This is a genomic window from Pseudomonas sp. 14A, from assembly GCF_018132745.1.
Lineage (GTDB): Bacteria > Pseudomonadota > Gammaproteobacteria > Pseudomonadales > Pseudomonadaceae > Aquipseudomonas > Aquipseudomonas mercuritolerans.
Map to the genome: position 1 here is coordinate 427,283 of NZ_JAGRQJ010000014.1, position 25,254 is coordinate 452,536.

At 60.6% G+C, this 25,254-nt stretch carries 18 protein-coding genes; 8 read left to right on the forward strand and 10 right to left on the reverse strand.

Annotation, left to right across the window (positions count from 1 at the left end; translation table 11 throughout):
• Window positions 1-14: 14 nt before the first annotated feature.
• Both PS14A_RS16650 and PS14A_RS16655 read left to right on the forward strand, forming a co-directional pair.
• Complete coding sequence (locus PS14A_RS16650; RefSeq protein ID WP_016775478.1) at window positions 15-596, forward strand: PilZ domain-containing protein; 582 nt, start codon at window positions 15-17, stop codon at window positions 594-596.
• 14 nt (window positions 597-610) lie between these two features.
• Window positions 611-1,333 carry a glycerophosphodiester phosphodiesterase family protein gene (locus PS14A_RS16655; protein WP_008087738.1) on the forward strand — a complete coding sequence of 241 codons (723 nt, stop codon included), beginning with the start codon at window positions 611-613 and terminating at the stop codon, window positions 1,331-1,333.
• A 42-nt stretch (window positions 1,334-1,375) separates the two neighbouring features.
• Here PS14A_RS16655 and sthA read toward each other — a convergent pair whose 3' ends face one another.
• Window positions 1,376-2,770 (reverse strand): Si-specific NAD(P)(+) transhydrogenase, encoded by a 1,395-nt coding sequence (gene sthA / locus PS14A_RS16660; protein ID WP_039760770.1) that lies wholly within the window; start codon window positions 2,768-2,770, stop codon window positions 1,376-1,378.
• A 201-nt stretch (window positions 2,771-2,971) separates the two neighbouring features.
• Window positions 2,972-4,018: an FAD:protein FMN transferase gene (locus tag PS14A_RS16665; protein ID WP_212616781.1), complete on the reverse strand. Its 1,047-nt coding sequence runs from the start codon at window positions 4,016-4,018 to the stop codon at window positions 2,972-2,974.
• A 74-nt stretch (window positions 4,019-4,092) separates the two neighbouring features.
• Here PS14A_RS16665 and PS14A_RS16670 point away from each other — a divergent pair, with 74 nt between their 5' ends.
• Window positions 4,093-5,391 (forward strand): MFS transporter, encoded by a 1,299-nt coding sequence (locus PS14A_RS16670; RefSeq protein ID WP_041477332.1) that lies wholly within the window; start codon window positions 4,093-4,095, stop codon window positions 5,389-5,391.
• A 172-nt stretch (window positions 5,392-5,563) separates the two neighbouring features.
• Here the strand turns inward: PS14A_RS16670 and PS14A_RS16675 are convergent, their stop codons facing one another.
• The gene (locus PS14A_RS16675; RefSeq protein ID WP_016775482.1) at window positions 5,564-7,027 is read right to left on the reverse strand and encodes a glyceraldehyde-3-phosphate dehydrogenase; all 1,464 of its coding nucleotides are present in this window, start codon (window positions 7,025-7,027) and stop codon (window positions 5,564-5,566) included.
• 354 nt (window positions 7,028-7,381) lie between these two features.
• Here PS14A_RS16675 and mfd point away from each other — a divergent pair, with 354 nt between their 5' ends.
• Genes mfd through PS14A_RS16690 form a run of 3 tightly spaced genes read left to right on the forward strand, consistent with a single transcriptional unit; the run spans window position 7,382 to window position 14,110 of the window.
• Window positions 7,382-10,831: a transcription-repair coupling factor gene (mfd, locus tag PS14A_RS16680; protein WP_024013632.1), complete on the forward strand. Its 3,450-nt coding sequence runs from the start codon at window positions 7,382-7,384 to the stop codon at window positions 10,829-10,831.
• Between the two features lie 10 nt (window positions 10,832-10,841).
• Window positions 10,842-11,408 carry a CsiV family protein gene (locus tag PS14A_RS16685; protein WP_071173055.1) on the forward strand — a complete coding sequence of 189 codons (567 nt, stop codon included), beginning with the start codon at window positions 10,842-10,844 and terminating at the stop codon, window positions 11,406-11,408.
• Window positions 11,409-11,419: 11 nt separating this feature from the next.
• Window positions 11,420-14,110 (forward strand): DEAD/DEAH box helicase, encoded by a 2,691-nt coding sequence (locus PS14A_RS16690; protein WP_212616782.1) that lies wholly within the window; start codon window positions 11,420-11,422, stop codon window positions 14,108-14,110.
• 123 nt (window positions 14,111-14,233) lie between these two features.
• On the opposite strand, the gene PS14A_RS16695 is transcribed toward PS14A_RS16690, so the two are convergent.
• From PS14A_RS16695 to PS14A_RS16710, 4 genes are all read right to left on the reverse strand, one after another.
• On the reverse strand, window positions 14,234-17,527 hold the full coding sequence (locus PS14A_RS16695) for a DEAD/DEAH box helicase (protein ID WP_212616783.1): 3,294 nt from the start codon (window positions 17,525-17,527) through the stop codon (window positions 14,234-14,236).
• Between the two features lie 9 nt (window positions 17,528-17,536).
• Window positions 17,537-18,274 (reverse strand): S-methyl-5'-thioinosine phosphorylase, encoded by a 738-nt coding sequence (locus PS14A_RS16700; protein WP_056791517.1) that lies wholly within the window; start codon window positions 18,272-18,274, stop codon window positions 17,537-17,539.
• A 12-nt stretch (window positions 18,275-18,286) separates the two neighbouring features.
• Window positions 18,287-19,297 carry a beta-N-acetylhexosaminidase gene (gene nagZ / locus PS14A_RS16705; protein WP_249121317.1) on the reverse strand — a complete coding sequence of 337 codons (1,011 nt, stop codon included), beginning with the start codon at window positions 19,295-19,297 and terminating at the stop codon, window positions 18,287-18,289.
• Between the two features lie 158 nt (window positions 19,298-19,455).
• A complete protein-coding gene (locus PS14A_RS16710) occupies window positions 19,456-20,163 on the reverse strand; it encodes a TetR/AcrR family transcriptional regulator (protein ID WP_130909895.1) in 708 nt (235 codons plus the stop codon).
• Between the two features lie 229 nt (window positions 20,164-20,392).
• On the opposite strand from PS14A_RS16710, the gene lexA reads away from it, so the two are divergent.
• Together lexA and sulA are read left to right on the forward strand one after the other, a co-directional pair.
• Complete coding sequence (gene lexA / locus PS14A_RS16715; RefSeq protein ID WP_016775490.1) at window positions 20,393-21,001, forward strand: transcriptional repressor LexA; 609 nt, start codon at window positions 20,393-20,395, stop codon at window positions 20,999-21,001.
• A gap of 10 nt (window positions 21,002-21,011) precedes the next feature.
• Window positions 21,012-21,485, forward strand: a complete 474-nt coding sequence (gene sulA, locus PS14A_RS16720; RefSeq protein WP_212616784.1) for an SOS-induced cell division inhibitor SulA — start codon at window positions 21,012-21,014, stop codon at window positions 21,483-21,485.
• 96 nt (window positions 21,486-21,581) lie between these two features.
• Here the strand turns inward: sulA and PS14A_RS16725 are convergent, their stop codons facing one another.
• From PS14A_RS16725 to topA, 3 genes are all read right to left on the reverse strand, one after another.
• A complete protein-coding gene (locus tag PS14A_RS16725) occupies window positions 21,582-21,815 on the reverse strand; it encodes a hypothetical protein (RefSeq protein ID WP_003226592.1) in 234 nt (77 codons plus the stop codon).
• Between the two features lie 106 nt (window positions 21,816-21,921).
• Window positions 21,922-22,446 (reverse strand): DUF6586 family protein, encoded by a 525-nt coding sequence (locus tag PS14A_RS16730; RefSeq protein ID WP_137214649.1) that lies wholly within the window; start codon window positions 22,444-22,446, stop codon window positions 21,922-21,924.
• Window positions 22,447-22,590: 144 nt separating this feature from the next.
• Complete coding sequence (gene topA, locus PS14A_RS16735) at window positions 22,591-25,224, reverse strand: type I DNA topoisomerase (protein ID WP_137214647.1); 2,634 nt, start codon at window positions 25,222-25,224, stop codon at window positions 22,591-22,593.
• Window positions 25,225-25,254: the final 30 nt, after the last annotated feature.

Below are 25,254 nucleotides of genomic sequence, written 5' to 3' on the forward strand. Positions count from 1 at the left end.
ACCATGGGTTCGCCATGTCGACATTAGATGAAGAAGATCGCCGCGAATACTACCGTATCGAGGACACGATCGCACTGGAAATTCGGCCCCTGTCCGCTCCCGAAGCCGCAGGCCAGGAAGTGTTGCAGGATGCTTCCCCACTCTTCAACCTGCTCAGCGAACTGCACCTGAGCGAATTCGAGTCGCAGCACCTGTTGCGGCAGATCAGCGAGCGCGACCGCGCCATCGCCGCTTTCCTCAAATCGCAGAACAAACGCATCGACCTGCTCAGCCAGGTCATCGCCCTGACCGTGCTCGGCCACATCGGCGAGCCGCAGCCGGTGATCATCTCCGAGGGCGGGATCGACTTTCAGTACCCGACCCCGATTGCCACCGGCGCGCACCTGTCGGTGAAACTGGTACTGATGCCGCAGGCGCTTGGCCTGCTGCTGCGCGCCCGGGTCACCCATTGCGATCCCAAGGGTGATGGCTATGACGTCGGCACCGAGTTCGAGCGCCCGACCGATGCCCAACGCCAATTGCTCGCGCGCTACATCTTGCAAAAGCAGGCTCAGGAACGCCGTCTGGCCCGCGAACAGAACGAATCTGGCATTTAACTTAAGGAAGCACCGTGACCCTCATCTACGGCCACCGCGGCGCCAAGGGCGAAGCACCGGAAAACACCCTGAGCAGCTTTCAGGAATGCCTCAAGCACGGCGTACGCCGCTGCGAACTGGATCTGCACCTGTCCAAGGACGGCGAGCTGATGGTCATTCATGACCCGACCCTCAAGCGCACCACCGACCGCCGCGGCAAAGTCGTCGAGCACACCGCCGCCGAACTGGTGACCTACGACGCACGCAAGGGCGGCCCGGGCTGGATCAAGCCGTGCCCGATTCCGACGCTGGAAGAGCTGTTCGAGCAATGTGATTTCGAGCACTGGCAGCTGGAAGTCAAAAGCGCTTCACGCACCCGCGCGGCGACTACCGTGCTGGCGATTCGGGAAATGGCTCAGCGCCACGGCCTGCTCGACAAGGTGACGATCACCTCGAGTTCGCGGGAAGTCTTGAAGGCAGCGCTGGATCTGGTACCGGACGTATCCCGTGGCCTGGTGGCCGAATACGCCTGGCTCGATCCGTTGAAGGTGGCGGCCAGCTACGGCTGCGAAATTCTCGCGCTGAACTGGACGCTGTGTACGCCGGAACGCCTGCAGAAGGCGCAGCGTCAGGGCCTGCATGTGTCGGTGTGGACCGTCAACGAGCCTGCACTGATGCGCAGACTCGCCGACTTCGGCGTTGACAGCCTGATTACAGACTTTCCCGGTTTGGCCACTGCCACCCTTGAGAATTGCTGAAATCGGTCTCCCCGGCCGGCTCAGGCCACCGGCCGGAGCCCGTCAAAAAAGCCGGTTGAGGCCGTCGTACGCCGCGACCCGATAGGCTTCGGCCATGGTCGGGTAGTTGAACGTGGTGTTGACGAAATACTTCAGCGTATTCAGCTCGCCCGGCTGGTTCATGATCGCCTGACCGATGTGGACGATCTCCGACGCCTGATAACCGAAGCAGTGCACGCCAAGCACTTCCAGCGTTTCGCGGTGGAAGAGGATCTTCAGCATGCCCTGCGGCTCACCGGCAATCTGCGCCCGCGCCATGCTCTTGAAAAATGCCTTGCCGACTTCGTACGGCACTTTCGCCTGGGTCAGCTCCTGCTCGTTCTTGCCGATCGAGCTGATCTCCGGAATGGTGTAGATGCCGGTCGGCACGTCATTGACGAAACGCCAGCTGCCATTGTCGACGATGCTGCCAGCAGCCGAACGCCCCTGGTCGTGGGCGGCACTGGCCAGGCTTGGCCAGCCGATCACGTCACCGGCGCCGTAGATGTTTTCTATGCAGGTGCGGTAGTTCTGGTCGACTTCGATCTGGCCACGGCTGTTGACCTTGACGCCGATGTTTTCCAGACCCAGGGTGTCGGTGTTGCCGGTACGGCCGTTGCACCAGAGCAAGGCGTCGGCCTTGATCTTCTTGCCGGATTTCAGGTGCAGGATCACGCCGTTGTCCACGCCTTCGACGCGGTCGTACTCTTCGTTGTGACGCACGGTGATGTTGTTGTTGCTGAAGTGGTAGCTCAGCGCCTGGGAAATTTCCGAGTCGAGGAAGCTCAGCAACTGGCCACGGTTGTCGACCAGCTCGACCAGCACACCCAGACCACTGAAGATCGACGCGTATTCGCAGCCGATCACGCCGGCGCCGTAAACGATCAGTTTGCGCGGGGTGTGGCCGAGGCTGAGGATGGTGTCGCTATCGTAGATGCGCGGGTGGTGGAAATCGATGTCCGCCGGGCGATACGGACGCGAACCGGTGGCGATGATGATGTGCTTGGCCACCAGCTTCTCGACCACGCCGTTGCCGCAGACCACTTCTATGGTTTGCTCGTCGGCGAAGCTGCCGGTGCCGAAGAACACGTCGACACGGTTACGGGCGTAGTAGCCGGTGCGCGATGCGACTTGTTTGGAAATGACTTTTTCGGCGCTTTTCAACACGTCCGGGAAGGAGAACCAGCGTGGCTCGCCGATCGCGCGGAACATCGGGTTGGTGTTGAACTGCATGATCTGCCGCACCGAGTGACGCAGTGCCTTGGACGGAATGGTGCCGAGGTGGGTGCAGTTGCCGCCGACCTGGCGACGGCTGTCGACCATCGCGACCTTGCGCCCCGCTTTGGCGGCGTTCATTGCCGCGCCTTCTCCCGCCGGGCCGGAACCCAGTACCACCACGTCGTAGTTGTAGACAGCCATGCGTACTCCTCAGAACAGGCCGCAGTGCCAGCAGCACCGGCGGCTAAATCACGCCGAACGGCGGCGCGAAGGAACAATTGGGGGCCAGTGAAGAACCCGGACACAGTCTATAGAAGCGTCAACGCCGCGCACATTAACCCTTGGTCGCGTCGTAGGCTACTTTTGCCTGCACTACAACGCCAGCTTTCGTCTTGTCTTCGGTCAGTTTTTTTCACCGACAAGCTGCGTAAATGCCTGACTGCTGCGGCTGACGAAACCTGTATCGGCACGCAGGACAAAGAATGCAGCAATGTCATGCTTTTGGGCATAGTCCTGCGCCCTTTCCGGCCCGAGAATCAGCAACAGCGTCGATAGTCCATCGGCCATCAGCGCTGAAGGATGAATCACCGTGACTGACGCCAGGTCGTGTAGGACCGGTCGCCCGCTGCGGGCATCGAAGGTGTGGGAATAACGCCGACCGTCCTGCAGAAAATAGTGGCGGTAGTCGCCGGAGGTGGACACGCCGTAGCCATCAACATCGATAATCCGCTCGGCCACTTGCTGGTCATCGCGAGGCTCTACGAGAGCGATGCGCCACGCGGAACCATCCGGCTTCTTGCCCCGGGCTTTGAGTTCGCCCGTGGCTTCGACCAGATAATTGTCAATGCCCATGCCCAGCAATCTGGCGGAGATGGCATCCACGGCGTAACCGGCGGCAATACTGTTGAAGTCGACTTCGACGGCGGCGTCCTTGCACAACCGCTCGCCGTCGATGCGCAGATGCTGATGACCGACCCGCTGCATGACCTCGGCCACAGCGGCCGCATCAGGGACCTTTTCTTCGCGTCCTTGCGGGCCGAATCCCCAGAGGTCCAGCAGCGGTTCCACGGTCAGGTCGTAGGAGCCTTCGCTTTGCGTTGAAAGCTGTTCGCCGATGCGGACCAATTCGAGCACTGCTGCCGGCATGGCTTGGCAGCTATCGGCGGGCAAGGCGTTGAAACGTTCGATGGCGGAGTCACTTCGGTAAGTCGACAGCTGTTGATCGACTTCACCGAGGATGGCCTGCACTTCGCCGCGCACCATTGAAGGATCGGCGACCCCGGCGTGGCGCACGTACTTGACCGACCAGGTGCTGCCCATGGTCGAACCGCCAACCTGTTCCAGGGAATCGCCGCTGCCGCAGCCGCCGATTGCCACCGCCAACACCACAGGCCCCAACCAGCGTCCAGTTAACAATTCTTCATCTCCCCGCAAAACCACGGCGGCCATTATGAACTACAAGCGCCCGCTCGCTTCCCCATGGCTGCAACGCCTTTATACAAATTGAACAGTGAGTACCTCCCATGTCCTCCACCACGGGCAAAGGCAAAGCGATCTTTCGCGTTGTCAGCGGCAACTTCCTCGAAATGTTCGACTTCATGGTCTACGGCTTCTATGCCACGGCCATCGCCAAAACCTTCTTCCCCACCGACAGCGCGTTCGCTTCGCTGATGCTGTCGCTGGCGACCTTCGGCGCCGGCTTCCTGATGCGCCCGCTGGGGGCCATTTTCCTCGGCGCCTATATCGACCGTCACGGACGGCGCAAAGGGCTGATCATCACCTTGGCGATGATGGCCGCCGGTACGGTGCTGATTGCCTGCGTGCCCGGTTACGCGACGCTCGGCGTCGCCGCGCCGCTGCTGGTGTTGTTCGGCCGCCTGCTGCAAGGCTTCTCAGCGGGCGTGGAACTGGGCGGTGTGTCGGTGTATTTGGCGGAAATTTCAACGCCGGGGCGCAAAGGCTTCTTCGTCAGTTGGCAGTCGGCCAGCCAACAGGCAGCCGTGGTGTTCGCCGGTCTGCTCGGCGTTGGCCTCAACCACTGGCTGAGTCCGGAGCAAATGGGCGAATGGGGCTGGCGCGTGCCGTTTCTGATTGGCTGCATGATCGTGCCGGTGATTTTCTTCATCCGTCGCTCGCTGGAAGAAACTCCGGAATTCCAAGCGCGAACCCACCGCCCTACCCTCGGCGAAATCGTCCGCTCGATCGGGCAGAACTTCGGCATCGTCATTGCCGGCATGGCGCTGGTGGTGATGACCACGGTGTCGTTCTACCTGATCACCGCGTACACCCCGACGTTCGGCAAGGCCGAGCTGCACCTGTCTGATCTCGATGCGCTATTGGTGACCGTATGCATCGGCTTGTCGAATTTCTTTTGGCTACCGGTGATGGGCGCTGTGTCCGACAAGATCGGCCGAAAACCCCTGCTGCTGGCGGCGACGATTCTGGCGATCCTCACCGCATATCCGGCGCTGTCGTGGCTGGTGGCGAACCCGAGCTTCAGCCATTTGCTGATTGTCGAACTGTGGCTGTCGTTCCTTTATGGCTCGTACAACGGCGCGATGGTGGTGGCGCTGACCGAAATCATGCCGGTGGAAGTGCGCACGACCGGGTTCTCGCTGGCGTACAGCCTGGCGACGGCGACGTTCGGCGGGTTTACGCCGGCGGCGTGCACTTACCTGATTCATGTGCTGGACAACAAGGCAGCACCGGGGATATGGCTCAGCGGCGCGGCGGTGTTGGGGTTGATTGCGACGTTGGTGCTGTTCCGTGGCAACCGGCATGAGTTGCGCACGGCGCAGGCTTCGGTAGCCAGCGGCGCCTGACAGAATGCTTTCGCGAGCAGGCTCGCTCCCACAGAAGATTGTGAACGACACTGATCCAGTGTGGGAGCGAGCCTGCTCGCGAAGAGGCCGGCAAGGACACAGAAGATCCAACAGGCCCATAAACAAAAACGCCCCGACAAAATGCCGGGGCGTTTTCATTCAAGCCTGAGGCTTAGCGCGGGAACGCTGGCGGATTCACATCAGCCATGTCTTCCATCACGCGAACCACCTGGCAGCTGTAGCCGAACTCGTTGTCGTACCAAACGTACAGAACGACGCGGTTGTCCTGCACGATGGTCGCTTCAGCGTCGACCACACCAGCGTGACGCGAGCCAACGAAGTCGGTCGACACGACTTCCTGCGAATTGACGAAGTCGATCTGCTTGTGCAGCTCGGAGTGCAGCGCCATGTAGCGCAGGTACTCGTTCATCTCTTCACGGGTGGCGGCTTTCTCAAGGTTGAGGTTGAGAATGGCCATCGACACGTTAGGCGTCGGAACACGAATCGCGTTGCCGGTCAGCTTGCCGGCCAGCTCAGGCAGAGCCTTGGCAGCAGCGGTGGCGGCGCCGGTCTCGGTGATCACCATGTTCAGTGCGGCGCTGCGGCCACGGCGATCGCCCTTGTGGAAGTTGTCGATCAGGTTCTGGTCGTTGGTGTACGAGTGAACGGTTTCGACGTGACCGTTGATGATGCCAAACTTGTCGTTGACCGCTTTGAGCACCGGCACGATGGCGTTGGTGGTGCAGGAAGCAGCCGAGACGATCTTGTCGTCAGCGGTGATTTCACCGTGGTTGATGCCGTGAACGATGTTCTTCAGCTTGCCCTTGCCAGGCGCGGTCAGAACAACGCGGTCGATACCCGGGCAGGCCAGGTGCTGACCCAGGCCATCGGCGTCACGCCAGACACCGGTGTTGTCCACCAGCAGCGCGTCTTTGATGCCGTACTGGGTGTAATCCACCTCGGTCGGGTTCTTCGCGTAGATCACCTGGATCAGGTTACCGTTGGCGGTGATGGTGTTGTTTTCTTCATCGATGGTAATGGTGCCGTTGAACGAACCGTGTACCGAATCGCGACGCAGCAGGCTGGCGCGTTTGGTCAGGTCGTTCTCGGCGCCTTTGCGCACGACGATGGCCCGCAGACGCAGGCCGTCGCCACCACCGGTTTTCTCGATCAGGATGCGCGCCAGCAGACGGCCGATACGACCGAAGCCGTAAAGAACAACGTCGGTGCCTTTGCGGGCCGAGGCGTTCTGCTGGCCAACCACATCAGCCATCTCTTCACGCACGAACTGCTCGGCGCTGCGGCCGTTGCCTTCATTGCGGAATTTGAACGCCAGCTTGCCCAGATCCACCGACGCCGCGCCGAGCTTGAGCTCGCTCATGGCCTTGAGCAGTGGGAATGTTTCGTGGACGGAGAGTTCGCTGTCGTCCGAAGAACGGTGGCGAGCAAAGCGGTGAGCTTTGAGAATCGCGATGACAGACTGGTTGATCAGGCTGCGGCCATAGATCGAGCTAACCACGTTGTTATTGCGGTAGAGCTGACCGATAAGCGGGATCATCGCTTCTGCGAGTGCTTCACGGTCGATCCATTCACCAAGACACTGGTCGGGCTTCTGAGTCACGGTAACCTTCCACATGTAGGGGCAGAAAAAAGGGGCTACATTATGCCGCCGACAAGCCCTTTCAGCAATGCGCGCTTGTCGCGCAATCGGTAACAAATTCCCGTTCAAAAAATTTACGCCCTTCTCCAGCCCAATAAAACCGGGGCTTTCAGCGCAGTCAATTTTTCGACGACTGTTAGACGATGTCTGTAACCCTCCGTAACACCACCCGGTTTCGGCACTACATAACCATGAAAAAAGTGCTCGTTTTTATGGTTACCACTACATTTCGTCCAAACCATGAAGATAGACGCAGTCTGCAACTGACAGGCGGCACCGGAGGCCGCTACAATTACCGACTTTGTCGCAACGCCTGGAGCTCAACCTTCCGTGCCTGTTCTGCGTCTACCGCTACTCCCTGCCGAAGCAGGTAAACAGCACTGGGGCAATCTGCCCGGTGCCGCCCTCAGCCTGGCGATTGCCGAGGCTGCCAGCGCTGCCAAGCGCTTTACCCTGCTGCTGACCGCCGACAGCCAAAGTGCCGAACGGCTGGAACAGGAGCTGAGTTTCTTCGCCCCGGATTTGCCCGTACTGCATTTCCCAGACTGGGAAACCCTGCCCTACGACCTGTTCTCGCCGCACCAGGACATCATCTCCCAGCGCATCGCCAGTCTGTATCGCCTCCCGGAACTGGCCCACGGCGTGCTGGTGGTACCGATCACCACCGCTTTGCATCGCTTGGCGCCGACCAAGTTCTTGCTCGGCAGCAGCCTGGTGCTGGACATCGGCCAGAAGCTCGACGTCGAACAGATGCGCGCGCGACTCGAAGCCAGCGGCTATCGCTATGTCGACACGGTGTACGAGCACGGCGAGTTCACCGTACGCGGCGCGCTGATCGACCTGTTCCCGATGGGAAGCAAACTGCCGTATCGCATCGACCTGTTCGATGACGAAATCGAAACCCTGCGCACGTTCGATCCGGAAACCCAGCGCTCGATCGACAAGGTCGAGTCGGTCAAGCTGCTGCCGGCCCGCGAGTTTCCGTTGCAGAAAGACGCAGTCACCCGCTTCAAGGCGCGTTTCCGTGAGCGCTTCGACGTCGACTTCCGCCGCTGCCCGATCTTTCAGGATTTGAGCAGTGGTATCACCCCGGCCGGCATTGAGTACTACCTGCCGCTGTTCTTCGACGAAACCTCGACGCTGTTCGACTACCTGCCTCAGGACACCCAAGTGTTCTCGCTGCCGGGCATCGAGCAAGCGGCGGAAAACTTCTGGAACGACGTGCGCAATCGTTACGAAGAACGCCGTGTCGATCCTTCGCGTCCTTTATTGCCACCGGCCGAACTGTTCCTGCCGGTGGAAGACTGCTTCGCGCGCCTGAAGAACTGGCCACGCGTCGTCGCCAGTCAGCAGGACGTCGAAAGCGGTGTCGGCCGTGAACGCTTCCCGGCCCATGCGCTGCCGGATCTGGCCATCGAAGCCAAGGCCACGCAACCGCTGGCGGCGCTGGCCGGCTTCCTCGAAGAATTCCCCGGTCGCGTGCTGTTCACCGCCGAATCGGCGGGTCGTCGCGAAGTCCTGCTGGAGCTGCTGGAACGTCTGAAGCTGCGGCCGAAAACCGTCGACAGCTGGCCGGACTTCGTCGCCAGCAAGGATCGTCTGGCGATCACCATCGCCCCGCTCGACGAAGGTCTGCTGCTCGACGACCCGGCGCTGGCGCTGGTAGCGGAAAGTCCGCTGTTCGGCCAACGAGTCATGCAACGTCGCCGCCGCGAGAAGCGCAGCGACGTCAGCAACGATGCGGTGATCAAGAACCTCACCGAACTGCGTGAAGGCGCGCCGGTGGTACATATCGACCACGGTGTCGGCCGCTATCTGGGCCTGACGATTCTGGAAATCGACAATCAGGCCGCCGAATTCCTCACCCTCGAATACGCCGAGAACGCCAAGCTCTACGTGCCGGTGGCCAACCTGCATCTGATCGCACGTTACACCGGCAGCGACGATTCGCTCGCGCCGCTGCATCGCCTCGGTTCGGAGACCTGGCAGAAAGCCAAGCGCAAGGCCGCCGAGCAGGTGCGTGACGTCGCCGCCGAATTGCTCGACATTTACGCCCGTCGCGCCGCCCGCGAAGGTTACGCCTTCGCCGACCCGAAGGCCGATTACGCCACCTTCAGTGCCGGTTTCCCGTTCGAAGAAACACCCGATCAGCAAGCGACCATCGAGGCGGTACGCGAAGACATGCTCGCGCCGAAACCGATGGATCGTCTGGTCTGCGGCGACGTTGGCTTCGGCAAGACCGAAGTGGCCATGCGCGCAGCGTTCATCGCCGTGCACGGCGGTCGGCAGGTAGCGATTCTGGTGCCGACCACCCTGCTCGCCCAGCAGCACTACAACAGTTTCCGCGACCGCTTCGCCGACTGGCCGGTGACCGTCGAAGTGATGAGCCGTTTCAAGTCGGCCAAGGAAGTCAACGCGGCGATCGCCGATCTGGCGGAAGGCAAGATCGACATCGTCATCGGCACGCACAAGCTGCTGTCCGACGATGTGAAGATCAAAAACCTCGGGCTAGTGATCATCGACGAAGAGCACCGCTTTGGCGTGCGCCAGAAAGAACAGCTCAAGGCCCTGCGCAGCGAAGTCGACATCCTCACCCTGACTGCGACGCCGATTCCGCGCACGCTGAACATGGCGGTGTCGGGCATGCGCGACCTGTCGATCATCGCCACGCCACCAGCGCGACGCCTGTCGGTGCGCACCTTCGTCATGGAACAGAACAAGAGCACGGTCAAAGAGGCCCTGCTGCGTGAACTGCTGCGTGGCGGTCAGGTTTACTACCTGCACAACGATGTGAAGACCATCGAGAAATGCGCCGCCGACCTCGCCGAACTGGTGCCGGAAGCGCGCATCGGTATCGGCCACGGGCAGATGCGCGAACGTGAACTCGAACAGGTGATGAGCGACTTCTACCACAAGCGCTTCAACGTGCTGATCGCCTCGACCATCATCGAGACCGGCATCGACGTGCCGAGCGCCAACACCATCATCATCGAACGCGCTGACAAGTTCGGCCTGGCCCAACTGCACCAGTTGCGCGGTCGTGTCGGCCGCAGTCACCACCAGGCTTACGCCTACCTGCTGACGCCGCCGCGCCAGCAGATCACTTCCGACGCGGAAAAACGTCTGGAAGCGATCGCCAATACCCAGGACCTCGGCGCCGGTTTCGTGCTGGCGACCAACGACCTGGAAATCCGTGGCGCCGGCGAACTGCTCGGCGATGGTCAGAGCGGGCAGATACAGGCCGTCGGCTTCACCCTGTACATGGAAATGCTCGAGCGCGCAGTGAAGTCGATCCGCAAGGGCGAGCAGCCAAACCTCGATCAACCGCTGGGCGGCGGCCCGGAAGTCAATCTGCGGGTGCCGGCGCTGATTCCGGAAGATTATCTGCCGGATGTGCATGCGCGGTTGATTCTGTATAAACGCATCGCCTCGGCCACCGACGAGGAAGGCCTCAAGGATCTGCAGGTGGAGATGATCGACCGCTTCGGCCTGTTGCCGGAGCCGACCAAGAACCTGGTGCGGATCACCGCTTTGAAATTGCAGGCGGAAAAGCTCGGCATCAAGAAAGTCGACGGCGGGCCGCAAGGCGGACGCATCGAGTTCGAAGCGCAGACACCGGTTGACCCGATGACCCTGATCAAGCTGATCCAGACGCAGCCCAAGCGCTACAAGTTCGAAGGCGCGACGATGTTTAAATTCCAGGTGCCGATGGAGCGCCCGGAAGAACGTTTCAATACTGTCGAGGCGCTGTTTGAGCGTCTCATCCCGAAATCCGCTTGAAGGACGCCCGATGCGCCTGTTCCGCTCTCTGACTTTGTTGCTTGCACTTGCAGCACCGACGGCGTTTGCCGATGACACGTATCAGGTCGAAATGATCCTGGTGCGCCAGAATGCCGTCCCGGCCATCGTCAGCCGCGCCGCCCCGGAAGACTGGGCCGCAGGCGCCCAGCGTCTGGGTAGCGACAGCCAGCGCACCCCGGCGTTGAATGATGTAGTGAGCAAACTCACCGCCAGCGGCGAGTACACCGTGCTGATGCACAAAGCCTGGCAGCAGAGCCTCGGCGAAGCGCCGGCGAAAGTCGCAGTCAGCGAAGGTCAGGAGCAGTTCGGCCAGTTCCCCATCGAGGGCACGCTGGAAATGAAACTCGGCCGCTTCACCGACGTGACCGCCGATTTCTGGGTCAATCAGATCGACGCCAATGGCTTGGTCACTGCCAGTGAGCGCCTGCGTCAGGACAGCCACACCAAGAACGGCCAGCTCAATTACCTCGACAACGGTCATCTGGCCCTGCTGATCAAGATCACTTCCCTGACCGCGCCAGCGCCTCGCGAAGCGCCTGAAGTCGTGCCGGACTGATCGAAGTCCTTATGCCGCCGCCCCTGAGCAAACCGCTGGCCCCGTCGTGGGTCAGCCGATTCAAAGAACAGAGTCTGGAGCGCGGCCGCCGCTACGCTTTGGAGAATCGAGTGCGCATCGCCCAGGTCGGCGATGCGACCATCACCGCCAGTTGCGAAGGCTCCGGCGGCAGTGTTTACCGGCAAACCATCCATCTGCGTGAGTCAGCCAAAGCGACGCTGTTGCTGGTCGACGCCACCTGCACCTGCCCGGTGCGCAGCAATTGCAAACATTGCGCGGCGGTGCTGCTGAAAATCCAGGAAACCCTCGACTACCCCGCCGCCGCTAAAGATGCCGAGCTGCTGGAGAAGCTCCAGGCCGTGCTGGAAAACCGTAGCCCGAAAGCGCCGCCGCAAGTGCTGGTGGACAACGTGCAACCGGTGCCACGCCTGTGGCTGGCCAGTGTCGAGTTCAGCGCCTTCGAGCCGCGCAACGGCAAGATGCAGCGCTACATTCAGCATCGCGCGGCACTGTCGTTCAGCTATCTGGACGAATACGTCAGCGGGCAAAAACACAGCGATATCCTGATCCGTCAGGAAGCCCAGACCCTGCGAATAAAACGTCACCCGGACGTCGAACAGTCCTACCGCGAACAGTTACGCATCCTCGGTTTCCGCATCGCCACAAGGCAGAGCAAAGCGCTGCCGGAAAGCGCCGGCGAACTCTACGAGATGGTCAACGACAGCGCCTGGCTGACCTTCACGCTGAATGACTTGCCGAAATTGCGCAGCCAAGGCTGGGAGTTGCAGATCGATGAGGAATTCGGCTTCGACCTGACCGCCGTCGACGACTGGTACGCCACCGTCGAACAGGCGCCGGAGCGCGACTGGTTCGATCTGGAACTGGGCATCATCGTCAACGGCGAGCGCCTGAGCCTGCTGCCGATTCTGCTGAATCTGATGCGCTCGCACACCGAGATCCTCAACCCGGAACGCCTCGCCCGTCGTCGCGATGACGAGCTGATTCTGGTCAACATTCCGCAACGCACCAGCGAGCATGGGCCGTTGCAAGTGGCGCTGCCGCTCGGTCGCTTGAAGCCGGTATTGATGACGCTGGGCGAGTTCTATTTGCAGGAGCCGGGCGAAACCACCCTGCGCCTGAGCAAGGCTGACGCGACCAGGCTCAATTCGCTGGAAGGCCTGCCGCTGTTGTGGGAAGGCGGCGAGCAAATGCGCACCTTCGCCCAGCGCCTGCGCGACATCCGCGATTTCAGCGCCGAAGCGCCGCAAGGCTTGAACGCGACGCTGCGCCCGTATCAGCTTGAAGGCTTGAGCTGGATGCAATCGCTGCGGCAACTGGAAGTCGGCGGGATTCTTGCGGATGACATGGGCCTGGGCAAAACCCTACAGACCCTGGCGCATATTCTCAGCGAGAAGAACGCCGGACGCCTTGATCGTCCGTGCATGGTGGTAATGCCGACCAGCCTGATTCCGAACTGGCTCGATGAGGCGGCGCACTTCACCCCGCAACTGAAAGTCCTCGCACTGTACGGCGCGACGCGAAAAAAGCACTTCGACAATCTGGCCGACTTCGACCTGATCCTCACCACTTACGCCCTGCTGCCCAAGGACGCTGAGCGTCTCGCCAAACAGCCGCTGCATGTTTTGGTGCTGGACGAAGCGCAATACATCAAGAACCCCAACAGCAAAGCCGCCCAGGCCGCGCGCGAGCTGAATGCGCGCCAGCGCCTGTGCCTCAGCGGCACGCCGCTGGAGAACCACTTGGGCGAACTCTGGTCGCTATTCCACTTCCTGTTGCCGGGCTGGCTCGGCGACGTGAAAAGCTTCAATGCCGATTACCGTGTGCCGATCGAAAAGCGCGGCAGTGAAGTCAGACTGCAACACCTTAACGGTCGGATAAAACCGTTTCTGCTGCGCCGCACCAAAGAGCAGGTCGCCACGGAGCTGCCGCCGAAAACCGAAATCATCCATTGGGTCGAACTCAACGAAGCGCAGCGCGACGTGTACGAGACCATGCGCCTGGCGATGGACAAGAAAGTCCGTGACGAGATCACTCGCAAAGGCGTGGCACGCAGCCAGATCATCATTCTCGAAGCATTGCTCAAGCTGCGCCAGGTCTGCTGCGATCTGCGCCTGGTCAACGACGCCACCCTGCCCGCGCGCGGCAGCACTTCGGGCAAGCTCGACAGCCTGATGGAAATGCTTGAAGAATTGTTCGAGGAAGGTCGGCGGATTCTGCTGTTCTCGCAATTCACTTCGATGCTGACATTGATCGAAGAGGAATTGAAAAAACGCAAGATCGCTTACGCGCTTCTCACTGGCCAGACCCGTGACCGGCGTACACCGGTGAAGGAATTCCAGAGCGGCACGCGTCAGATTTTTCTGATCAGCCTGAAGGCCGGTGGCGTAGGTTTGAACCTCACCGAAGCCGATACGGTGATTCACTACGACCCGTGGTGGAACCCGGCAACCGAGAATCAGGCGACTGACCGGGCCTATCGAATCGGCCAGGAAAAACCGGTGTTCGTCTACAAGATGATTGCCCGGGGCACGGTGGAAGAGAAGATTCAGCACCTGCAGAAGGAAAAGTCTGACCTGGCCGCGGGCGTGCTCGATGGGCGCAAGGCCGGGGACTGGAAGTTGCAGAGCGATGATATCGAAGCGCTGTTTGCGCCGTTGCCGGACAAGATCGACAAGCGCTGAAAGCGGCGTCGCTGGCCAGATAGCTTTTCGCGAGCAGGCTCGCTCCCACACGATCCAGATTCACTGAAGATCAAATGTGGGAGCGAGCCCGCTCGCGAATGGCCCCACTGCGATTCAAACCCCTCAATCCCTGGTAACCGGCAAAGGCGCAAACAACGCCTCGATATCACTCTGCTCCAGTTTGAATCCACCCGTCGTGCCACCCTCAAGCACCGCCCCGGCCAGCGCCGCTTTCTCCTGCTGCAACGCCTGGATCTTTTCTTCGACGGTGCCTTTGGCAATCAACTTGTAGACGAACACCGGATTGTTCTGGCCGATGCGATACGCCCGATCAGTCGCCTGATTCTCCACCGCCGGGTTCCACCAAGGATCGAAGTGAATCACCGTGTCCGCCGCCGTCAGGTTCAGACCGGTACCGCCAGCCTTGAGGCTGATCAGGAACAACGGCACCTTGCCGCCCTGGAAGTTCTTGACCGGCGTGCGCCGGTCGGTGGTGTCGCCGGTCAGCAGCGAATAGCCGAGCCCGCGCTGCTGCAACTCCTGCTCGATCAGCGCGAGCATCGAGGTGAACTGCGAGAACAGCAGAATGCGCCGCCCTTCGCCGAGCAATTCTTCAAGCATCTCCATCAGGCTGATCAGCTTGCCGCTGCCCGAGCGCAACGCTTTCGCCGTGAGCGGCATATTGACCAGGCGTAGATCGCAGCAGACCTGGCGCAGCTTGAGCAGCGCATCGAGGATGATGATCTGACTGCGCGCCACACCGCTGCGGGCGATTTCGTCGCGGACCTTTTTGTCCATCGCCACACGCACCGTCTCATAGACGTCGCGCTGACCATCGCTGAGTTCGACCCAATGAATGATCTCGGTTTTCGGTGGCAACTCGGTAGCGACCTGATCTTTCTTGCGCCGCAGCAAAAACGGCTTGATGCGTGCGGTCAGGTGCTGCATGCGCTGCACATTGCCGTGCTTCTCGATCGGCGTGCGGTAATCGCGGTTAAAGGATTTGCTGTCGCCGAGCCAGCCGGGCATGAGGAAATGGAACTGCGACCACAGCTCGCCGAGGTGGTTTTCCAGTGGCGTTCCGCTCAGACACAAGCGCTGGCGAGCCTGCAGGTCACGGGCCGCCTGCGCAGCTTTGCTCAGGGGGGTCTTGATGTTCTGCGCTTCGTCGAGAATCAGCACGCTCCACGACTGCGGCTGCAAGATTTCCAGATCCCTGGGCAGCAATGCATAAGTGGTCAGCACCAAGTCGTATTCGCCCAGATTGGCAAAGTCCTTTTGCCGCCCGGTACCGTGCAGCGCCAGCACTTTCAACTGCGGCGTGAAGCGCTCGGCTTCGTCGAGCCAGTTGGGAATCAGGCTGGTCGGCATCACCGCCAGTGCCGGACAGTCCAGACGCCCGGCGTGTTTTTCCGTGAGCAGATGCGCCAGGGTCTGCAAGGTTTTGCCCAGGCCCATGTCATCGCCCAGAATGCCGCCGACCTCCAGCTCGCGCAGGGTCTGCATCCAGTTCAGGCCTTCGAGCTGATACGGGCGCAGTTGCGCATTGAGGCCGGCCGGCGCAGCAACCTGGGCGTGACTGGAATTCTGCAGACGCTTGGCAAAAGTGCGCAGACGTTCGCCGCCCTGCCAATCCAGCGGCACGCCATCGAGCATACTCAGACGCGCGGCGTCTGGAGCGGTCAAGCGCAGCGCATCACCCTGATGGCCGCCCAGGTACAGCTCGCCCAGCGTCGCCATCAGCGGTTTGACCCGACTCAGCGGCAACGCGACTTTGGCGCCCGCCGGCTCGCCAAAAGCGCTGGGCTTGAGCTCGATCAGGAGTTTTTCATCATCGCTGCGCTGCGCCAGATTGACCGGGTCGAGCAAGCGCGGCTGGGTTCGCAACAGGTGCAGAAGGATCGGCAGCAAGCTGTAGCGCTCGCCGTTGACGACGATACCCAACTGCAGATCAAACCACTGATGCGTGGCCTCTTCTTCGACCTCGGCGTACCACTGTTCAACCGGTTGTACATCGAAATGGAAACCGGGACTGATCTCGATTTTCCAATCTGCAGCGCGCAGCGTGGCCAGCCCTTCGTGCATGAACCCGAGCCAGGCGGAATCATCCGGCAGGGTAAACATCTCGCCAGGACGATCCATTGCACTCTTGCGCGTGGCTTTCTTGAAGCCATGTTTTTGCAGGTTCTGGCGCAGCTTCTTTTCCAGCGCAGGTTGACGCTGAATGCGCTGGGTTTCGCTGCCGTTGAGGATCATCACTTCCGGGTTGCGGTCCACCGCTGGATGACCGTTGTAGGTAAACAGCAGAGCGGCGCGGTGTTCCAGCACATATTCCCAGCGCGAGCGCTCTCGACCGCTGACCAGGGTCAGTTGCGGCTGCGGCAGCACGTCATCGATGATCCGTTCGGTGAGCTTGTGTGGTGGCGCAATTTGGGTCGCCGCGCTCATGCGATGGCTGAACTGCATGGCCTGACGCGCCGGAACGTCTGGCGCCAGGGTCAAATGGCAGGCGAGCTTTTCTTCCAGCTCAGTGAACAGCGGGCCAACCTGGCGCTGCTCGCGATCAAGATAATAAAGCGGCTCCAGCGCCAGCACGGCTTCTTGCGCGGCTTCGGCACTGCTCCATTGCGCGCGGAATCCGCCGTCAGCCTGCTCGGCCCAAGAGAACTGACCCACGCGTTTCGCCCCCGGTGTCAGCGCTCGCAGGTCTTCGAAGTCGAGGAACAGCCGCGAAGTGCGCAGGAGCATTTCCAGCAGTTCGGCGCCACTGCTGCCTTCCAGCGGATAGCCGCTGTAATAGGCGTGATGGGAATGCATGGCGACCAACAGCCGGGCGATGCGCAGATCCAGCTCGGACAGGTAGCCGGGCTGGCGCATGAGCATTTCCGCGAGCGAGTACATCGGTTTGACTTCGCGTAACTCGCCGCTCTTGAGCTGGTAGACCTTGAAAATATCCAGCAGCCACTTGCCGTTCGCAGACGTCGGCTTGAGCTTGTAAAACAGACGCGTGCCTGCGGTTTGCGCATTTTCTTCAGCGGGCTTGGCCGGCACGGGAATTGTCGAAAGCCAATGCTCCAGCGCTCGTCCCAACGGGGTCTGCGCGTCACTTCCAGACGCATCCTCGCCAGTGCCCAGCAGGTGATAGAGCACCGCTGCGCTGTGCTTGCAGTCGATTGCAACAGGACAGCTGCACAGGCAACGCAGGTTTACCGACCCCAGCCGATCTTCGGACAGGTAAATGCTTTGCTCATACGCCTGAAGTTGCGAGCCGACGCAGAACGCCTCTATCTTCCTGTCATCGATCTCGAGGATCTCGACCCGGTCATCGGCGGCATAAGCCCGGGCCTTGGCCAACGCCTTGCTACTGAATGGATGGGTCCATGTCAGCCCTTTGAGCCGCTCGATGAAAATGCTCATGGACAGTCCTTAGCTGGCCAGCACCCGGGCCAACGTTGATTTCACCTTGCCCATGCCGTCGTGCAGGGCCTGCTCGATTTCGGCCATGGTGATGACTTCGGTGGTCTTGCCGGCTGCCGGATTCACCACCAGCGCCAGACAGGCGTAATCCAGATCCAGCTCACGGGCCAGCGCAGCTTCCGGCATGCCGGTCATGCCGACGATGTCGCAGCCGTCACGTTCCAGTCGCACGATCTCGGCAACCGTTTCCAGACGCGGACCCTGGGTGCAGGCGTACACACCTTGATCGCTGTATTCGCAGCCTTCGGCGGCGACTGCGGCAATCAATTGCTGACGCAACGGCTCGCTGTAGGGAAAGCTGAAATCGATGTGGGTGACGTGCTCCAGATCATCAGCGAAATAGGTGTGCTCGCGCCCGCTGGTGTAGTCGACGATCTGGTGCGGCACACAGAAATGCCCGGTGCCCATGGCCGGATGAATCCCGCCCACCGCATTGACGGCGATGATCGCTTCGGCACCGGCCTGCTTCAGCGCCCAGAGGTTGGCGCGGTAGTTAACCTTGTGCGGAGGGAAGCGATGCGGGTGACCGTGACGGGCGAGGAACAGCACTTCCTTGCCAGCGTATTCACCAATCTGCACCTCGGCCGAAGGCGCGCCGTACGGGGTGTCGACTGCCAGCGACTGGCGAATGATCAGGCCTTCGAGCTGAGTCAGGCCAGTGCCACCGATGATTGCGTAAACGGTCATAACGAAAAATCCTTAATCGATCAGTTGAGCGTCTTTGAGCGCGCCGAGGGCGGTGAGCCAACGCGGGTCCTGACGATAATCGGTGCTGGCGAAGGCCTGCCCGCGCATCTTCGCGATGCGCGCGGAAGGCTTGACCTTCATGCGCTGGGCGGCACTCAACGCCAGCTCGGCTGCCGCGCGGTCGTTGCATACCAGACCCATGTCGCAACCGGCACTCAGCGCGGCTTCGATGCGGCTGGCAGCGTCGCCGACCACGTGGGCGCCGGCCATCGACAGATCATCGCTGAAGATCACGCCGTCGAACTGCAACTCGCCGCGCAGGATCTCCTGCAGCCAGCGTCGGGAGAAACCGGCGGGCTGCGAGTCGATTTGCGGATAGATGACGTGGGCCGGCATGACGGCGGCCAACTGCTTGCTCAAACGGGCGAAGGGCACCAGATCATTGGCGCGGATTTCGTCGAGACTGCGCTCGTCGTTCGGAATCGCCACGTGGGAGTCTGCTTCGGCCCAGCCGTGGCCCGGGAAATGTTTGCCAGTGGCGGCCATGCCGGCGCTGTTCATGCCGCGAATGAATGCACCGGCGAGCAAGGCTGCGCGCTCGGGATCGCCTTCGAATGAACGGGTACCGACCACAGCGCTGCGCTGATAGTCCAAGTCCAATACAGGGGCGAAACTCAGATCGAGCCCGACCGCCAGCACTTCGGTGGCCATGATCCAGCCGCATTGCTTGGCGAGATACTCTGCATTCGGGTTATCAGCGATGGCGCGCATCGCTGGCAGACGGACGAATCCCTGACGCAGGCGCTGCACGCGCCCACCTTCCTGATCCACCGCCAGCAGCAGATCCGGACGAATCGCGCGGATCGCGGCGCTGAGTTCGCGCACCTGGCGTGGATGCTCGATATTGCGGGCGAAAATGATCAGGCCGCCCACTTCGGGCTGACGCAACAATTGGCGATCTTCGGCCGTCAGCCAGGTACCGGCGACGTCCACCATCAACGAGCCTTGCAGGCCAGCAGTCATAGAGATTCCTTGAAAACGAAAAACCCGATCTGCTTGCATTCGCTACCGTGGGCATTGCCCGGACGGTCAGCACAATTCATGCAGATCGGGTTCAGTACGAGAGTCGGCATGGCCGGCTAGCTTAGCGGATACCAGCTGCCGCGCCCACCCGTGCGCGGTCAAACCTTGGCGGCGACCGGCATGGATTTGCTGCGCGGACGCAATTGCGCACTGGCCATGGCTGTATCGGTGACGCCGGTTTCGGCGCGCATGCCGGCAGCGAGAAACGGCACCATCAAGCGCATCACTTGTTCGATGGAGGTATTGACGCCGAAATCGGTCTCGGCGATCGCGCGCAAGGCCTTGATCCCGGACATGCTGAACGCAGCGGCGCCAAGCATGAAGTGCACGCGCCAGAACAGTTCGATCGGTGGAATGCGTGGCGCCGCTTCATTGACCAGCAGCATGTAGCGGCGGAACACCTTGCCGTACATGTCTTCCAGATAACGCCGCAAGTGGCCCTGGCTTTGACTGAACGCGAGGCCGAGCAAGCGCATGAAGATCGACAGGTCATTACCGCTGCGAGGCTGCACGACGAGCGCTTGCTCGACGAGAATCTCCAGCAGCTCCTCGAGGGTCGGCTTGTTGTCCGGCTTGGCCTGCCGGCGCTCCAGCTCTTTATCGAGACTGGCGCAGAACGGACCGAGGAAGCGCGAGAACACCGCCTGGATCAGCGCCTTTTTCGAGCCGAAGTGATAATTCACCGCAGCCAGATTGACGCCAGCCTTGCTGGTGATCAAACGCAATGAGGTTTCAGCGAATCCTTTCTCCGCGAACAACTGCTCGGCAGCATCAAGAATGCGTTCAACGGTTTCCGACTGGGCCATGGCTACTCCGCCTGACAAACACTTGTTTGAAACATACGTTTCAGCCTGTGCCTTGTCAAGCCTGCCGGTTCGTTTTGGGAATGGTCGGTCAGCTATTTAACCACACAAGGCGCCAGCATTAATAAGCGCCCTTCGCGACCGCTCGGCGGGCGGCAAAAAAACGCCCATTGCCAAGACCGCTTCACTGTATATAATCCCAGTCACTGTATAAAAAGACAGAGCGATCAATATGCTAAAGCTGACGCCACGCCAAGCCGAGATACTGGCCTTTATCAAACGTTGCCTCGAAGACAACGGCTATCCGCCCACCCGCGCGGAAATCGCTCAGGAACTGGGTTTCAAATCGCCGAATGCGGCGGAAGAGCATCTTAAAGCCCTGGCCCGCAAGGGCGCGATCGAAATGACGCCCGGCGCTTCTCGCGGCATCCGCATTCCCGGCTTCGAAGCCAAGGCCGACGATTCCACCCTGCCGATCATCGGCCGAGTGGCTGCCGGCGCGCCGATCCTCGCCCAGCAGCACATCGAAGAATCCTGCAACATCAACCCGACCTTCTTCCATCCTCGCGCCGACTACCTGTTGCGTGTGCACGGCATGAGCATGAAGGACATCGGCATCTTCGACGGTGACCTGCTGGCAGTGCACACCACCCGCGAAGCGCGTAACGGTCAGGTTGTGGTTGCCCGTATCGGCGACGAGGTGACGGTCAAACGCTTCAAGCGTGAAGGCAGCAAAGTCTGGCTGATCGCCGAAAACCCCGAGTTCGCCCCTATCGAAGTCGACCTGAAAGATCAGGAACTGGTGATCGAAGGCTTGAGTGTCGGCGTCATTCGCCGCTAAAGGAGGCTCCATGCAGTTCCCACACACACCTCAGCAAACACAACTGCCTTTGTTTGAAGCGTTTCTGGCGCAGCCGATAGCGCCGATCCTCAAAGACGTGGTCGAGCGTGACTGGAATGCCAAACCTGACGCCTTCAGTGAGCTATCACTGCGCGGTGCGGCCGGGAACTGCCTGAACCTGCTCGCCCCGATCCTGCGTGAGCTCAGCGAAAATCAGGATGCTCGCTGGCTGACGCTGATCGCCCCACCCGCCAGCCTGACGCAAACCTGGCTGCGCGATGCCGGCCTGAATCGCGAACGCATTCTACTGCTGCAACCGCGCGGCACTCAAAGTGCTCAGCAACTGGCGTACGAAGCGTTGCGACTGGGTCGCAGCCACACCGTGGTGACATGGCTAAACCCGTTGAATGCCAATTCGCGGCAACAACTGATCAGCGCCGCGCGTACGGGCGAAGCTCAGAGTCTGAACATTCGTTTGGGTTGATTGATGGTAATGCGCGTTGTGTGAAGCGCAGGGCTTCTCCAGGGACAGAGAAGCCGATCTGAAGCGCAAGCGACCGAGAAAAGGCCAAAGCGTGAATCAATGAAGAACCCGCGGCCCCTCTTCCTTATCAAACTCGCCTTCAACCATACGACCCGCCATCTGCACGCCAACGCTCAACATCGCTTTGGCGATTTCAACGTGCTGGCCTTGCAGGAACGCCTTGGCATCCTCGGAGAAATCCAGCGTCACCAGAGAACCTTCGTCCTCAGCCCTGCGCAGTTCGATTCGGCCGTCTGGTAACTCGACAATTTCTAGAAAGGACGTTGGCATATAGGTCTGTTCTCCACGAAAGGCAGCGATTATATAGACATCATTCGAGCTTCGCTCAGGATCTTGACCAGCAGCATGTTTCAGATTGCCACTGCGCCAAACTACCTCAGCACTCGTTCAAGCCTTCGCGGAAACGCAGGGCCAGACCTTTCAGGTGCTGCCGCCAGCTCTCCAGCTCATCTCGACTCAACTCTTCTGGCGCCTCTTCTTCATCAAGATTTACCGCTTGAATCAGCGGCTGCGTCACGTCGCCTTTCGGTTTGCGTGGCGCCCTCGGTGGCTGAAACAGTGCTGCGTGCGCCGCCAGCAGTTTCGCCAGCCAGGTTTCCGGATTACCGGCCAGCTCGACCATTTCCGCCAGCTCCGGGATCGCGATGGACTCCAGCACTTCGCGCTTAAGCAACTCCTCCGCCCTCGGCGAATTGGCCTGCGGCAGACGATAAAAGCCGGCGATCTCATGACACAAACCCAGCAGTGCGCCGTAGAGGTGAAACAGCGCCGACTCGCGCCCGGCCTGGATCAGCGCCAGGGAATTCATCGCCCGCCCCTCTTCAGCACGAGCCAGAGCCTCGAGTGACAGGCCGGCGAAATAGATCTTCTGGTTGGTGCGGGTATAGAGTTCGTGGGCCATGACGGCAGCCTCCACAACGAAATAATTGCTTCACACAGGTCGGACAGTGTCGTGGATCAGCCGATGCCACCGCAAGCACAAAACAAAAAGGCCGCATGAAACCCTCAAGGTTTCATGCGGCCTTTTCGCCGTTCAGACTAACGCTTACTCAGCCTTGGCCTTTGCGCTGCGCTTGTCTTCAACAGTCCACTTGCCACCGTCGTAATACGCCTTCCAGCCTGTCGGTTTGCCATCGACTTCGGTCTGTACGTATTGCTCCTTGGTCTTGCGGCTGTAGCGAATGACCGCTGGCAGACCGTCAGGATCCTTTTGCGGAGCCTCGCACAGGAAGTGGTACTTCGGATCGATCTCGTCCTTGTGCGGCAGAATCTCGATCACCAGCGGAGCGCGAGTCTCGCGGTTTTTCGGGAACTGACTGGCGGCCAGGAACAGACCGGACGCACCATCGCGCAGGATGTAGGTGTCGTTGACCTTTTCGCATTTCAGCTCAGGCATCTTCACCGGATCCATCTTCGGCGGCGCCGCATCACCGCTCTTCAGCAGTTTGCGGGTGTTCTTGCACTCCGGGTTGGTGCAACCGAAGAACTTGCCAAAACGGCCGGTCTTGAGCTGCATCTCGCTGCCGCACTTATCGCATTCCAGACTCGGACCTTCATAGCCCTTGATGCGATAGCTGCCTTCTTCGATTTCGTAACCGGCGCAATCCGGGTTGTTGCCGCAGATGTGCAACTTGCGCTTTTCGTCCAGCAGATAGGCGTCCATCGCCGTGCTGCAGATCGGGCAGCGATGCTTGCCACGCAATACCAGCGATTCCGATTCGCCCTCGTCGTCCGCTGCGATTTCATCGCCCGGCACCAGGTTGACGGTAGCCTTGCAGCGCTCTTTCGGCGGCAGGCTGTAGCCCGAGCAGCCGAGGAACACGCCAGTCGAGGCAGTACGAATCTGCATCGGACGACCGCACGTGGTGCACGGAATATCGGTCATCACCGGCTGGTTGGCACGCATGCCGCTTTCCGGGTTTTCCGCTACTTCGAGTTTCTTCTTGAAGTCGCCGTAAAACTCGTCCAGCACATTTTTCCAGTCGCGCTCGCCCTGCGCCACGTCATCGAGGTTCTCTTCCATGCCGGCGGTGAAGCCGTAGTCCATGAGATTGGAGAAGCTCTCGGACAGACGCTCGGTGACGATGTCGCCCATCTTTTCCGAGTAGAAACGACGGTTGTGCAGGGTCACATAACCGCGATCCTGAATGGTCGAAATGATCGCAGCGTAAGTCGAAGGACGACCGATGCCGCGCTTTTCCATTTCCTTGACCAGACTGGCCTCGGAGTAACGCGCCGGTGGCTTGGTGAAATGCTGCGACGGATCGAGCTTGATCAGCTTCATCACATCGCCCTGGGCCATGTCCGGCAGCACGTCATCATCGCCAGGCTTGGCAATCTGCGGCATCACCCGGGTGTAACCGTCGAACTTGAGGATACGGCCCTTGGCGCGCAGCTCGAAGTCGCCAGCGCCGACGCTGACGGTGGTCGACAGGTACTGCGCCGGCAGCATCTGGCAGGCGAGGAACTGGCGCCAGATCAGTTCGTACAGACGCTCGGCATCACGCTCCATGCCCGCCAGCTTGCTTGGCGTAGTGTTGGCGTCGGACGGACGAATCGCTTCGTGAGCCTCTTGCGCGCCTTCCTTGCTGCTGTAGACGTTCGGCGTTTCCGGCAGGTACTTCTTGCCGAACTCGTCTTCGATGTAAGTGCGCGCCATCGCCACGGCGTCGGCCGAGAGATTGGTCGAGTCGGTACGCATGTAAGTGATGTAGCCGGCTTCGTACAGACGCTGGGCCATCATCATGGTTTTCTTCACGCCGAAACCGAGGCGGTTGCTCGCAGCCTGCTGCAAGGTCGACGTGATGAACGGCGCCGATGGCTTGCTGCTGGTCGGTTTGTCTTCGCGCTTGACGATGCTGTAGCTGGAGGACTTGAGCTTCTCCAGCGCAGCCATGGCCTGGGCTTCGTTCAGCGGCTTGAAGGCTTCGCCTTTTTCGCGAGCCACTTCGAAACGCACGGTCGAGCCTTTGGCAGTGCCGAGATCAGCATGCACTTCCCAGTATTCTTCGGGATTGAACGCACGGATTTCGCGCTCACGCTCGACCACCAGTTTCACGGCAACCGATTGCACGCGACCGGCGGACAGGCCACGGGCGATCTTGGCCCACAGCAGCGGCGAGACCATGTAGCCGACGACGCGGTCGAGGAAACGACGCGCCTGCTGGGCGTTGACACGATCAATGTCCAGCTCGCCCGGCTCGGAGAAGGCTTCCTGAATCGCCTTCTTGGTGATCTCGTTGAACACCACGCGCTTGTAGCGGCTGTCGTCACCACCGATGGCTTCGCGCAGGTGCCAGGCAATGGCTTCCCCCTCGCGATCCAAGTCGGTTGCGAGATAGATGGTGTCAGCATCCTTGGCGAGCCGTCGCAGCTCTTCGATGACCTTCTCTTTGCCGGGAAGGATCTCGTACTGGGCTTTCCAGCCGTGCTCGGGATCAACGCCCATGCGCGAGACCAGCTGCTTGCGCGCTTTCTCTTTCGGCGAGAGCACCGGACCTTCGCCCGCAGCCGCCTTGCCGCGCTTGGCGGCTGGCTCTTTGCTGGCGCTAGCCGAACCGCTGGTGGGCAGGTCTCGGATATGGCCGATACTCGACTTCACCACGTATTGGTTACCCAGATACTTGTTGATGGTCTTGGCCTTAGCCGGGGATTCCACAATGACCAGCGATTTGCCCATGGATCAGAAAATTCCTGAATTCTAGAAGTG